This window comes from Nitrosospira sp. Nsp2 (genome assembly GCF_003050965.1).
Classification (GTDB): Bacteria; Pseudomonadota; Gammaproteobacteria; order Burkholderiales; family Nitrosomonadaceae; genus Nitrosospira.
Map to the genome: position 1 here is coordinate 36,578 of NZ_QAOU01000003.1, position 12,659 is coordinate 49,236.

Genomic DNA, 12,659 nt, shown 5'->3' on the forward strand with positions numbered 1-12,659 from the left:
TTTATTTCCATGAATCGAATATTTTTCCTGCGGCCGTCAGCGTGTTGTTGATTTCCGAATCGCCGTGAGTTGCCGAGACAAACCCGGCTTCAAAGGCTGAGGGCGCGAAATAGTTACCTTCCTCCAGCATTGCATGAAAAAAGCGGTTAAAAGCTTCCCGGTCGCAACTCATTACTTCCGCGTAACTAGTCGGCAGGCTATTCCGGAAATAGAGGCCGAACATTCCCCCCACGGCTTGTGCGCAAAAAACGACGCCGCGCTCCTTCGCGGCAGCGGTAAGGCCGTCAGCTAACTGCCGGGTTGTAGCCGAAAGTTGTTCGTAGAATCCGGGCTTTTGCACCAGTCGCAACGTCGCGAGTCCAGCGGCCACCGCAACCGGATTGCCCGAAAGCGTGCCGGCCTGGTATACCGCTCCTACCGGCGCCAAGCACTGCATGATGTCCCGCCTGCCGCCGAACGCCGCCATCGGCATTCCGCCACCGATTACTTTACCGAGCGTGGTGAGATCGGGTTTTATGCCATAAAGCCCTTGAGCGCATTCCAATCCGACGCGAAAGCCCGTCATTACCTCATCAAAGATCAGTACGCTGCCATGACGCGTGCACAATTCGCGCAGGCCCGGCAGAAAACCCGGATTCGGCGCCACCAGATTCATGTTGCCCGCCACGGGCTCGACAATGACCGCGGCAATCTCATCGCCGAATTGACTGAACGCTTGCTCGATACCAGTGATATCGTTGTAATCCAGCACCACCGTGCTGGCGGCGGTTTCTGCCGGAACCCCGGCAGAACTCGGATTGCCAAACGTCAGGGCCCCCGACCCTGCTTTCACCAGCAAGGCATCGTCGTGGCCGTGGTAGCAACCCTCAAATTTGATGATGCGGTTACGGCCCGTATACCCTCGCGCAAGACGAATCGCGCTCATCGTGGCCTCGGTACCCGAACTGACCAGTCTCACTTGCTCGATCGAAGGAACAAGATTGCACAGCAGTTCGGCGATTTCCAGCTCCGCCGCTGTAGGCGCTCCAAAGGTCAGCCCCTTTTGTGCCGCAGCCTGCACTGCCGCCACCACTTCCGGGTGGGCATGACCAAGAATCAGAGGGCCCCAGGAACCGACGTAATCGATATAAGCTTTACCATCCGCGTCCCACGCCCGAGGGCCCAGCCCCCGCTCGAAAAATACGGGCGTGCCACCCACTGACTTGAAGGCGCGGACCGGTGAATTTACCCCGCCGGGAATATATTTTTGAGAGCGTTCAAATAATTGCTGGTTACGTGACATTATTGGCTAGCCCATGATGGTGAGGAATGGAACGCTTGCTTCGCTTTATTTTGCTTAATCAAGCGGGAAAAGTCTTCAGCGGCGGCTCGAATGTCCGAGGCATGAAACAACGCGTTGCTTACCGCCACCGCATCGGCGCCGCGCCGTATCAAGTCGGCCGCATTATCGTAGGTGATGCCTCCGATAGCGACAACCGGAATCTTCAGTTCCTGCTTTGCACGGTTCAGCAGGTCTATTGCAGCGGGGGTTGCTCCAGGCTTGGTCACCGAAGCGAAAAAAGCGCCGAATGCGACATAGTCTGCGCGGTGATGCTCGGCTTCGGCGGCAAGCTCCAGCCGGTCGTAGCAGGAAATGCCGATAATCTTACCTTGCCCCAGGAGTCGGCGCGCATCGGTAAGGGGGGTGTCCTCCCGCCCTAAATGCACGCCGTCGGCGCTCACCTCAATCGCCAGATCAAGATGATCGTTGATGACGAATGGAACCTGGAAGGCTCGGCAAAGACGAGCGAGCGCGTGTGCCTGCTCCCGACGCAATTCGCTCCCAGCTGCCTTGTTGCGGTATTGGACCAGACGGGCTCCGCCTTCCAGGGCCTGCCGCGCCATCGCAATCAGCTCCGGTGTGTCCGCCACGTCCGGGGTGAGAGCGTATAACCCGTTAATTATCGCCTGGGGCATCGTTGTCGTTCCCGTCCCCGGTATCGCTCTCGTCACGAGCCCAGAACATTCGATCAGGCAGATACTGTCCCATTCCCGGGCGAAATCCGGCTTTCAGGGATTGCCAGGTATATTCTTGCGCTTCATAGACCCCTTCGGCCATCGATAGTCCGTTCGCAAGGCCAGCGGCGATAGCCGAGGCGAGCGTGCAGCCGGACCCATGGTACGAGCCAGTCAGTCGGCGCCACGTGTCCGACCGTACGATGCCGCCGCTTCCGTACAGGTTGTTGATGACCTGGGACGTATTTTCGTGTGTACCGGTAATCAGGACGTATTCGCAGCCCAGGCGCAAAAGCCGACCGGCGCACTCGTTCAGATTCGGCATGTCATAATCATCCTCATCGTCCTGGGCGAGCCGCCTCGCTTCCATGCTGTTGGGGGTGATAATAGTCGCCTGAGGAAGCAACAGTTCCCGCATTGCCATGACCATCTCGTCGTTTGCGAGTTCATCACCTCGTCCCGACGCAAGTACCGGGTCCAGTACCAGCGGAATGTTGGGATAATCGGAAATGACCTCCGCAATGGAGGCTATAATTTCCACGCTACCCAATAGCCCGATCTTGAACACATGTACCGGCATGTCTTCCAGGACCGCCCGTGCCTGATCGGCCACCCATTCAGGGTCCAGGGCCATTACGTCGTCCACTCCGGCTGTATCCTGGATGGTTATGGCTGTGATCACCGATAACGGGTGACATCCCATGCTGGCGAGGGTGAGAACATCGGCCTGAATACCGGCACCACCGGTTGAGTCGCTGGCAGCGAAAGAAAGTACCGTGGGGGGTGGCTGAGACATGGACTAATACCGTAAAATGATATTTTAACCTAATTACTCCCGCTCATCATGACCACCACAGAAACTCGCGTTTACCGTTGCTACATGTGTCTCATTTGCGGTTATGTATATGATGAAGCCGAAGGGTCGCCACAGGAAGGCATTCCTCCCGGCACTCGATGGGAAGACGTTCCGATGAATTGGACTTGCCCGGAATGCGCCGCGCGCAAGGAAGATTTTGAAATGATTGAAATCTGAAATGCGTATTCTTCATACCATGCTGCGTGTTGGCGATCTGGAAAAATCCATCGCCTTCTATACCGATGTGCTGGGGATGAAAGTACTGCGGCGGAAAGATTACCCCGAGGGAAAGTTTACGCTCGCCTTTGTCGGTTATCAGGATGAGGTGCTTGGCACAGTATTGGAGCTAACCCACAACTGGGATACGAAGCAATATGACCTGGGCAATGGCTATGGGCATATTGCGGTAGAAGTGGACGATGCCTACAAGGCCTGCGCGGAAGTGAAGAAGCGCGGCGGCAAGGTAACGCGGGAAGCGGGACCGATGAAACATGGCGCCACCGTCATCGCTTTTGTGGAAGACCCCGACGGCTACAAGATCGAATTCATCCAGAAGAAAACCGCCTAGACGCGCTTGGACGTATTAGCGCCCGTCCTATGACTGATCGTTGTCGTCCTGCCCATCCTGCCGGTTGAAGAAGAATACGGCGATCGAGATGATGGTAACAGGCAGAATAACGTATAAGCCGAGTGCGTAATTCGCCCCATCCCCGTGATCATGAGGCGGAGGAGTGGAAATTATCTTGTACGCGTGGGCTACGCTGACGGTGAGAACCAGAACGAGGCCCGCGATGCGGCGATTGCTTACCAAAGCCCGGCCAGTCGCCTGGTTGAGCAGGTGCGCGGCGTAATAGCCCAGGAAATAGATCCCGGTATAGAAAATCAAGGCGCCCATAAAGAGTTCCTGGCGTTAGGAGCTCGTCTCTGCGAGTGAGTTAAACGCCAAGGTCCCTCGTTATTTGCTCTTCTTGTTTTCCGCGTCAGCTGCCTTCTCACGCTTTTTGGTTTCGGCTTCAAGCTGCGGTTCCGGTTTTTTCGGCTTTGACGCAGCGGCTTTTGCCTCGTCCGCCGCGATGATTTTTGCCGCCTTGGACCAGGGGAATTCCTGAGCCTCTTTTTGCGCGGAAACCTGCGCTGAAACCTGTATCGAGCAAAGCGCGAAAAACAGCGCCGGCAGTATTTTCTTCATAAGTCTTGTAATCAGTCAGCAATCCGCCGCGGGGCCAGGACCGGAATTTCCACGGGCGCGGACAGGTGTGTGATAGCAGGATCGTATCTCAAAACTTGGGTGAATTTCAAGGCTGGCACCTGTTCCCATCAGCCTTATTTCACGCCGATACCGTTCTTTTCAAATTCCGCCAGGATTTCACGGTTGAGGTTGGAGCGCAGCCGTAACACTCCACCTTCTGGATCTTGCACCCATATTATCAGGTCAACGATGGCGCCATTCTCGGCAAATTCCTTGAGGATAACGGTAGGTTCGGGTTCCGCCAATATCTGCTGCCGCTTCGCGGCTTCCAGCATGATGCGCATGGCCGTCTCTACTGGGCTGGAGTAGCTGACCTTTATGGTTATAATTAGACGCAGGCGGTGGTTGGCATAGGTTTGACGGACAACCGTCGAAGTAATAAACGTGTCGTTCGGAATAAGCGCTTCAGTTCCGTCTTCGGTCTTGAGCACCACATATCGCGTAGTAAGCGAAACAACCTCTCCCTTGCGGTTGTCCACCGCCACGGTATCACCGATGTGCAGGGATCGATCCAGCAGAATAATGTATCCACTGATGTAGTTACTCGCAATCTTCTGCAGGCCGAATCCGAGCCCTACCCCAAGCGCGCCCCCGAACACCGACAAAACGGTGATATCTACCCCCACCATGGGTAGCGCGATCAGGACCCCTGCCACAATCAGGATCGTGCGGCTGATTTTCGAGAGAATGACGCGCTGGTTGATGTCCAGCGCGCTGGCGTCCATTAGCCGGGTTTCGAACGCGGTGGCGAGCCAAAGCGCGACCAGTATGCTGGCGGTGAATGCAGCGATCCCCTGCGCGATGAGCAATATCGAAAGCCGCTGTTTGCCGACGTGAAACCCGACATTGTCGAGAAGATCGAGTATTCCAGGCAACAGGCCTGTTATATAAAGCGCAAGGCCGATCCAGACAATCCAGCCAATAAACAGCTCCCAAGGATGCAGCCACTTCTGGGTCGAAAACACTCTGCGCAACATATAGACAGTTACGCGAATCAGGGCGAGCGCAAACAGTAGCGGTACCACGATGTTAAGAAGATGGGGGGAGTACCAGTAGCTGAGCAGCCACCTCCCGGGAATGACGAGCGCAAGCGCGAACACCGGAAACATGAGTCGGCTCATGCTGCGCATGCTGATATTAAGGCGCCGGCTTTTGCTTTCTGATGGAACTGGAACGCGGCGCTCGAATTGCCGCAGTAACAGCCACGCAAGCCCGAGACTTGCTACCAGCACCGCAATTTGCCACAACACGCTCGCTTCCTGCACGTCCGTGATCAGATTACGCAGCAGACTCTGGAATTCGCTGTCGGCTGGCATTTGAGCTGGCATCGGGCCTGAAATCTGGGCTGGCATTTCGGCTGACATGTGGAAACGTTGGAAAGTCCCCTGGGGAAAAACGTGGGTGTCGACAAAAGCCGGGACAACTGCAAGCGCTACCGGTAAGGCAGCGAGTGCTCATAGTGGCGTTGCCAGTTTTTCCTGTAAAGATCGATAAGCGCTGCATTACCCTTTATCAACAGCACATTCTCCGCATTTTTATACTGGGCGGCATGGGTGAAGTTGAAGCTACCCGTTATCAGCGTGGCTTCCGGGCTGCCGGCGTCGATCACCATCACTTTATTATGGGCGCTGTCGTGATCTGAATCGGTAAAAACGGGTACACCTTCCGCCGCAATTCTCGATATCAAACTCGTTGGAATCCGGTGGATTTGATTCTTGTCGGAGAGGACTTTGACATCCACACCGCGGCGTTTGGCTGCAACCAGTGCTTCAGCAATTTTGCGGTGGGTGAAACTGAACGCCTGCACCAGAACCTGGTGTTGGGCCGTATCGATGGCGTCCCTGATGAGCTTGCCGGCATCATCCCCCGGCGTAAAAGCAGTCTGTACCGTGCCTGTCGCAGGAAGCGCAACGGGGGCCTTCCTGTCGTGGCCGCTGTCGTGACCTTTATTGTGATCGCGTTCATAACCTGGTACAGGCTGGAAAGCCGCTGCAGACGCTGTAACCAGGATTGCCATGCAGCCGGCGAGCCACCTGGAGAGGGGCACGTTACCAACCCGTAATATCATTTGTTGCTGTTCGCCAGTTCCAATGCAGCGGCAAAAAAACCATCGGTGTGATGCGAGCGCGGCGACAGTTGCATGAAAACGCCGGTGTCGAGCGGGATTTTCTGTTGCGCCAGCAGCTCGGCGCAATTCAGAAGCGTGAAAAGCGGATGGGCCGCGAGAAAATTCTCGACGATTTCCTGGTTTTCTTCCGGCAAAAAACTGCAAGTGGCATAGACAAGCCTGCCGCCGGGTTTGAGCAGATTTGACGCCGACGCCAGGATAGCGCCCTGTTTGCGCTTGAGTTCTTCGATGCTGTGCGGAGACTGCCGCCATTTCAGATCCGGGTTGCGGCGAAGCGTCCCCAGGCCGCTACATGGCGCATCCACCAGCACGCGGTCGATCTTGCCTGCAAGCCGTTTTACCTTCAGATCGTTCTCGTTGACGATAAGCTGCGGATACAGGTTGGACAAACCGGAGCGCTTGAGGCGCGGCTTGAGGTTATTAAGCCGTTTTTCCGAGGTATCGAACGCATAAATGCGTCCTTGTGACCGCATGAAAGCGCCTAGCATCAGGGACTTGCCGCCTGCCCCCGCACAAAAATCGACGACCATGTCGCGGCGGCGCGGAGCGAGCAGATAGCCCAGCAACTGGCTGCTTTCGTCCTGGACTTCCACTTTGCCAGTAGTGAACAATTCATTGCGGTTGATGCCGGGTTTACCGAAAAGGCGGATGCCGACGGGAGAGTACGGCGTAGCATCGCCCTCGATACCATCACTTTTCAGTAGCGCAAGCACTTCTTCGCGGTTCGCAAGCAACGCATTGACGCGCAGATCGAGTGGTGCCGGCTCTTGCATCGAGCGTCCCAGATCGAGAATCTCACGCTCTTCCATGAAACCGTGCAGTTTTTCGGTCAACCAGTCCGGAAATTCCGCCTGGACAGCCAGCGGCTGCGATTCCGGCCTCACTGCCTTCAATTGTGCAATCCACTTTGCATCTGCTTCGCTGACGAGCGGCGTCAGTTCGCGCAGATTCATCCCGTGGAATTTCGCCAGATAGCCGAGCAACAGCGAACGCGGAGTCGCAATATCGATCACGCGCTCAAGAAAAAACCGGTGACGCAGAATGCCGAATACGGCTTCGGCAATAAACGCCCGGTCATTTACGCCGAGCTTGGGGTTCTCCCGGAAAAAACGCCTGAGTTTCGAATCAGCGGGATGCTCCAGCGGAAGCACGGCACGGAGCGCGGCGGTAGCCGTCTCCAGGTGGGCAGGGGTGAGGCGCATCTATTGTGGGTATTGCGGAAGGAAGTGGAGGCGAAATAGCGTAGCTCGAACACAACATACATCATAACAGGAGCGATGACTACTGTAGCCCGGGTTACCCCGGGTTAGCTCAGGGTTTAGTATAAGCGCCCCTGTTTCTGGTCGTTGACCGATTTTTCCGCATAGCTGATGTTTTTGACCATCTGATCCGTCACAATCCCCAATTTTTCAGCTGCCACCACGCGTACGGGCAGCATGTGATGGTCAACCGCAAGCCAGATCTTCTTGTCGCGGTCGCCCTCTTTCTCCAGCTGCTTTGTCAGTACGATGGTTTCGAGTTTGCCCATCGGCGTGTCCAGGGTTTCCTTGCCCACTGCATAGCGGGCTGGTTCGAGGCGGCGGCCATCGGTTTCATGCAGCGTTACCATTTTGCCCGCGACCGGCGAAAACATGAAGCTATAGTGCAGGCTGAGCCTGTCCAGCGTATCGGTGGGCAAAGGCTTCTGTTCTTCCCCGCGTTTATGCTGAAGAGTCAGAAGCTTCTTATCCCAATCGAAAATGGCTACCTTGGGCGGTTTCTTGCCGTGCTGATCAGAGAAGCGGTTGGGGCGAAGCAATCCCTGTGCCGTCACCGTGCCCTCGCTATCGCGCACCACATTGTCCGGTTGTGTCAGCGCCAGCAAGCCTTTTGCGCGGCCCTCGCTGTTAATGGCATAGCTCCGCGTACCGTTTTCCTGGCGGATTTCCACCGTTTCAGTCATTTCTGCTTCAAGGTTGCCGGATGTGACCGTATAGCTGATATCGATGCGCGGAGGAACACCTGCGGCATAAGCGCCAGCGGAAAACGCAGAAAAGGTAAATGCGGTAACACTTAAACCCCACAGCAAAGCAAGCGGTAATTTCATTTTAATAGTCCAGGTGAATACAGAACGGAGCCATCGAATATGGCGTTGCTTACGTCGACGGCGCTCTCGGAAATTCTAAGCCGGCCCTCCATGAGCCAGCGCACGGCTTCGGGGTAAATAAGGTGCTCCTGTTGCAGGACGCGGGCGGCGAGCGTTTGCTCGGTGTCATCCGGTAGTATCTGGAGCGCCGCCTGAACAATGATTGGGCCGCGATCCATCTGCGCGGTAACGAAATGTACCGTACAGCCATGTATCTTTACCCCTTCCTGCAACGCCCGCCGGTGAGTATGGAGCCCCGGAAAGGCAGGAAGCAGCGAAGGATGGACATTTAGCAGTTTCCCAGGATAACGGTTTACGAAACCATCCCCCAAGATGCGCATGAACCCGGCAAGCGCGATCAGATCGGGCTGGTACTTGTCGATTGCCTGCGCCAGCGCGGCATCAAATGCCTCACGACCGGAATAAGACAATTGATCCAGCACGATGGTTTCAAGGCCGTGCTTTCTTGCAATTTCCAGCCCAGGCGCGTTGGGCCTGTTGCTGATGACTGCTGCTATCCGCGCGGGGAGTTTCGCCTCAATCAGGGCCTCCATATTGCTTCCCCGGCCCGAGATGAGGATAACGAGCGATTTCATTTCCGCAGAGGCGCGACCTCGGACGCCTTGCTGCTCACTCAATTATCGTCTGCGCTTCGTTTGCAGCGCGTGTTCGAATCGTGCCAATCCGCCAGACGGTTTCGCCCGCCGATTGCAATAACCGCATTGCCCTATCAGCCAGGTCCGGTCCCACGATCAGCGCCATGCCGATACCGCAATTGAAGACGCGGTACATTTCCTTCTCGTCTACATTTCCCTGTTGCCGCAGCCACTTGAAAAGTGGAGGCATATCCCATGTTTCCTTTTTCAGTACTGCGGTGACACCGTCAGGCAGGACACGCGGGATATTTTCCACCAGCCCGCCGCCCGTGATATGGGCCAACCCTTTCACCGGCAGCTGCCTCATCAGTTCGAGCACCGGCTTAACATAGATCCGGGTTGGCGCCATGATTACATCAACTAACGCTTTGCCGTTGAAATCGGTAGACAGGTCTATGCCATTTTTTTCGATGATCTTGCGTATCAGCGAGTAGCCGTTGGAATGGGCGCCGCTGGATGCCAACCCCAATACTGCGTCCCCTTCCCGGATATCCAGGCCTGTGATGATATTGTCTTTCTCTACCACCCCGACGGCGAAGCCGGCCAGATCGTATTCCCCCTCGGGGTACATGCCCGGCATTTCCGCGGTCTCGCCGCCGATCAAGGCGCACCCTGCCTGTTCGCAACCCGCCGCAATACCCTTGACTACAAGGGTCGCTGTATCCACATCGAGCCGTCCGCAGGCAAAGTAGTCCAGGAAGAACAAGGGTTCCGCTCCTTGGACCAGGATATCGTTCACACTCATTGCCACCAGGTCTGTGCCCACGCTGTCGTGCTTTCCTGCCTGGAACGCAAGCTTCAACTTGGTGCCCACGCCATCGGTACCCGATACCAGCACGGGTTGACGATATTTTTTCGAAATTTCAAACAGCGCGCCGAACCCGCCGATGCCCGCGAGCACTTCCGGACGCATGGTACGCTTGGCGTAAGGCTTGATGTTTTCTACCAGCCGGTCTCCTGCATCGATGTCCACACCGGCCGCGCGGTAGGAAAGAGGCGTGGGGGGCGGGTTCTCCCGTTTAAATGAAGTCAAGTTGAGTTCTCGTCTTGTTGCAGATAAAGTGACGGCAATTTTACCGCAAATGGATGTGTGCGCCATGCGCTATCAATATATGGCCCGTTCTTTGATCTTTCGTGAAACAACTCCTGCTGGATATCGCTCCCCCGCCCCTCCCGACGCTGGCTAATTTCGTGCCCGGCCGCAACGCCGAACTATTGCAGACCCTGGAGAACATTCTGATGGGCCGGGAGAAGGAGCGTTTCTTTTATTTATGGGGCAACCGCGGTTGCGGAAAGAGCCACTTGCTGCAGGGGCTGGCTGGAGCATATAAGCATACCCGGATGAAAGCTACCTATTACGCTTGCGATGAAAATACCCGGTTTGCCGCCGATGGCGAAGCTGACTGCGTGCTGGTGGATGATTCGGATCGTCTTGGGGCCGAAGCCCAGATCGACTTGTTTAATCTTTATAATCGCATTCGTGACGAGGGTCACGCCTGCCTGCTGGTAACAGGGCCCGTTGCTCCAGCACAGCTGAAGTTGAGGGACGATCTTGTGACGCGGCTGGGATGGGGTCTGGTATACCAGGTTCATGAACTGACTGACGAGGAAAAAATTAAAGCCATGAAAAGCCATGCAGCCAGCCGCGGCCTCGACTTGCCGCAAGAGGTGGGCGATTACCTGCTCCGCCATGAGCGCCGCGACTTGCCCACGTTGATTGCCACTGTTGACGCGCTGGACAATTACGCTTTAGCCAACCGCCGCAAAATTACCGTTCCGCTGGTGCGTGAACTATTGCAGGCCGCATCATGAATCTGGCTCTGTTCGATCTCGACAATACCTTATTGGCAGGTGACAGCGACTTTCAGTGGGCGCAATTCCTCATCGAGCAGCGCGTGCTCGACCGCGAAGTCTACGAGGCGCGCAACGTGGAGTTCTACGAACAATACAAAGCCGGCACACTGGATATACACGAGTTTCTCGACTTCCAGCTGAAACCATTATCGCGCCACCCCAGAAGCCAGCTTGATGCCTGGCACAGTGAGTTCATGCAGAACAGGATTCTGCCGATCATCACCCCCGCTGCGCGCAAACTGATAGAAGAGCATATGCTCGGCGGAGACCTGTGCGTCATCATTACCGCTACGAACAGCTTCGTCACGGGACCTATCGCTCGGGCGCTGAAAGTTTCCCATCTCATCGCCACCGAGCCGGAACAGAAGGATGGCGAATTCACAGGACGGGTTTCAGGTTTGCCCTGCTTCAGGGAGGGCAAGATCGCGCGCCTGGAAAGCTGGCTGGATGAGCACAATCTGACCTGGTTATCGTTTCTGGAAAGCTGGTTTTATAGCGATTCCCTGAATGACCTTCCCTTGCTCAATAAGGTGACCCACCCGGTGGCCGTGGACCCGGACGCGACACTCAAAGCCCATGCGGAAAGAAACGGCTGGCCCATCATCAGCCTTCGATAATTTTCCACGTATTTTCCGCCATGCCCATGCCGGCCTGCGACCCGAGCCGCATATTCTCCATATCCGCTTCGCCCCCGTCCGGTGCTGCAGCATCCCCGGCTCCAGGACGGGCGCAAAATTTGGAGTGGAGTCGAACGCTTCGCGATGATAATTGAGAGGAGCGCAGGCAGAGGACAGAAGCTTCTGGTCATTTTCCTGTTTGTCGGGGCGGCCAGTGCGTTTGCGGGCCTGTTATTCGGCAGCGTACACATACCTGCCGACGCTGTTGCCCAGGCTTTGCTCTCGTCCAGCGACGGGAAAGATAATGTTGCGCATCAGATCATCTGGCAACTCCGCCTGCCGCGCGTATTGGCTGCATTTGCGTGCGGCGGCCTATTGGCCCTGGCAGGCGTGTTGTTGCAGGTTCTGCTGCGCAATCCGCTTGCCGATCCTTATATTCTTGGCGTATCCGGCGGGGCGGCGGTAGGCGCCCTCCTTGGAATGTTGCTGGGTTGGGGCCTGGTGCTGATCAATCTCTCCTCGCTCGCGGGCGCTTTGGCAGCGATAGCGATCGTGTTCGGCTTGAGCTTTCGCGCGGGGGGCTGGAACCTGTACCGGCTCCTGCTGACAGGCGTGGTATTGTCCGCCGGCTGCGGCGCGCTGACGACTTTGATCCTTACCCTCGCGCCGGCCAGCGATGTGAAGGGCATGCTGTTCTGGCTGATGGGAGACGTCTCCCGGGCCGAGGAAGTGCTTCCCGCCTGGATTACGCTGTGCATTGTAACGGCCGTGAGCATGCTCTTTTCCGGCAGTCTGAACGTCCTGAGCCTCGGCCAGATGAAGGCGCAGACGCTGGGGGTGACCGTGCTGCCGTTGCAGGTGGGAATCTATTTCTGTGCGTCGGTCGCGACGGTGGCAGCGCTGATGCTTGCGGGCGCCATCGGGTTTGTGGGGCTCATCGTGCCCCACGCCGTCCGCCTGCTGGGCGTGAACGATTTTCGGTGGCTGTTGCCTTTATCGATACTGTTGGGGGGCAGCTTCCTTACCCTGGCCGACACCCTTGCCCGCACGTTGTGGGCGCCGCAGCAACTGCCTGTCGGAGTATTGACCGCGCTGCTGGGCGTGCCCATGTTGTTGCTGCTGCTCTCAAGAAAACCCTGATTGGCCGAAAAAATTCCGAACTGCGGCACCCTGTCTCCG

General features: G+C 56.5%; 16 protein-coding genes. 5 read left to right on the forward strand and 11 right to left on the reverse strand.

Translation table 11 applies throughout. The features are described 5' to 3' along the window. Position 1: 1 nt before the first annotated feature. The 3 genes from hemL to thiD are packed head-to-tail and all read right to left on the reverse strand — an operon-like array spanning position 2 to position 2,791. A complete protein-coding gene (gene hemL / locus C8R31_RS07875) occupies positions 2–1,285 on the reverse strand; it encodes a glutamate-1-semialdehyde 2,1-aminomutase (RefSeq protein ID WP_107693544.1) in 1,284 nt (427 codons plus the stop codon). Next, on the reverse strand, positions 1,282–1,956 hold the full coding sequence (thiE, locus tag C8R31_RS07880; protein WP_107693545.1) for a thiamine phosphate synthase: 675 nt from the start codon (positions 1,954–1,956) through the stop codon (positions 1,282–1,284). The genes hemL and thiE overlap by 4 nt, the downstream gene beginning before the upstream one ends. Next, complete coding sequence (gene thiD / locus C8R31_RS07885; RefSeq protein WP_107693546.1) at positions 1,937–2,791, reverse strand: bifunctional hydroxymethylpyrimidine kinase/phosphomethylpyrimidine kinase; 855 nt, start codon at positions 2,789–2,791, stop codon at positions 1,937–1,939. Before thiD ends, thiE begins: the two co-directional genes overlap by 20 nt. Positions 2,792–2,839: 48 nt before the next feature. Between thiD and C8R31_RS07890 the strand changes: the two genes are divergently transcribed. Both C8R31_RS07890 and gloA read left to right on the forward strand, forming a co-directional pair. After that, on the forward strand, positions 2,840–3,028 hold the full coding sequence (locus C8R31_RS07890; RefSeq protein WP_091135575.1) for a rubredoxin: 189 nt from the start codon (positions 2,840–2,842) through the stop codon (positions 3,026–3,028). A 1-nt stretch (position 3,029) separates the two neighbouring features. Then, a complete protein-coding gene (gene gloA / locus C8R31_RS07895) occupies positions 3,030–3,419 on the forward strand; it encodes a lactoylglutathione lyase (protein ID WP_107693547.1) in 390 nt (129 codons plus the stop codon). A 27-nt stretch (positions 3,420–3,446) separates the two neighbouring features. On the opposite strand, the gene C8R31_RS07900 is transcribed toward gloA, so the two are convergent. The 8 genes from C8R31_RS07900 to purM all read right to left on the reverse strand — a co-directional run bounded on the left by C8R31_RS07900 (position 3,447) and on the right by purM (position 10,042). Continuing rightward, positions 3,447–3,746 carry a hypothetical protein gene (locus tag C8R31_RS07900; protein ID WP_107693548.1) on the reverse strand — a complete coding sequence of 100 codons (300 nt, stop codon included), beginning with the start codon at positions 3,744–3,746 and terminating at the stop codon, positions 3,447–3,449. Between the two features lie 60 nt (positions 3,747–3,806). Beyond that, the gene (locus C8R31_RS07905) at positions 3,807–4,040 is read right to left on the reverse strand and encodes a hypothetical protein (protein ID WP_107693549.1); all 234 of its coding nucleotides are present in this window, start codon (positions 4,038–4,040) and stop codon (positions 3,807–3,809) included. A gap of 134 nt (positions 4,041–4,174) precedes the next feature. Beyond that, on the reverse strand, positions 4,175–5,416 hold the full coding sequence (locus C8R31_RS07910; protein WP_107693863.1) for a mechanosensitive ion channel family protein: 1,242 nt from the start codon (positions 5,414–5,416) through the stop codon (positions 4,175–4,177). A gap of 116 nt (positions 5,417–5,532) precedes the next feature. Further along, entirely contained in the window at positions 5,533–6,117 is a 585-nt protein-coding gene (locus C8R31_RS07915) for a phospholipase D family protein (protein ID WP_258192627.1), read from the reverse strand. 47 nt (positions 6,118–6,164) lie between these two features. After that, positions 6,165–7,430: an RsmB/NOP family class I SAM-dependent RNA methyltransferase gene (locus C8R31_RS07920; protein ID WP_107693551.1), complete on the reverse strand. Its 1,266-nt coding sequence runs from the start codon at positions 7,428–7,430 to the stop codon at positions 6,165–6,167. Positions 7,431–7,546: 116 nt separating this feature from the next. Further along, positions 7,547–8,314, reverse strand: coding sequence for a DUF3108 domain-containing protein (locus C8R31_RS07925; protein ID WP_107693552.1), 768 nt, complete (start codon positions 8,312–8,314; stop codon positions 7,547–7,549). Then, complete coding sequence (purN, locus tag C8R31_RS07930; protein ID WP_107693553.1) at positions 8,311–8,949, reverse strand: phosphoribosylglycinamide formyltransferase; 639 nt, start codon at positions 8,947–8,949, stop codon at positions 8,311–8,313. Before purN ends, C8R31_RS07925 begins: the two co-directional genes overlap by 4 nt. A gap of 34 nt (positions 8,950–8,983) precedes the next feature. Next, entirely contained in the window at positions 8,984–10,042 is a 1,059-nt protein-coding gene (gene purM, locus C8R31_RS07935; protein WP_258192628.1) for a phosphoribosylformylglycinamidine cyclo-ligase, read from the reverse strand. A gap of 101 nt (positions 10,043–10,143) precedes the next feature. On the opposite strand from purM, the gene hda reads away from it, so the two are divergent. The 3 genes from hda to C8R31_RS07950 all read left to right on the forward strand — a co-directional run bounded on the left by hda (position 10,144) and on the right by C8R31_RS07950 (position 12,620). Continuing rightward, a complete protein-coding gene (gene hda, locus C8R31_RS07940; RefSeq protein ID WP_107693555.1) occupies positions 10,144–10,821 on the forward strand; it encodes a DnaA regulatory inactivator Hda in 678 nt (225 codons plus the stop codon). Then, entirely contained in the window at positions 10,818–11,480 is a 663-nt protein-coding gene (locus C8R31_RS07945) for an HAD family phosphatase (RefSeq protein WP_107693556.1), read from the forward strand. Before hda ends, C8R31_RS07945 begins: the two co-directional genes overlap by 4 nt. Positions 11,481–11,624: 144 nt before the next feature. Continuing rightward, positions 11,625–12,620 (forward strand): iron ABC transporter permease, encoded by a 996-nt coding sequence (locus C8R31_RS07950; protein ID WP_107693864.1) that lies wholly within the window; start codon positions 11,625–11,627, stop codon positions 12,618–12,620. The last annotated feature ends 39 nt before the right edge of the window (positions 12,621–12,659 follow it).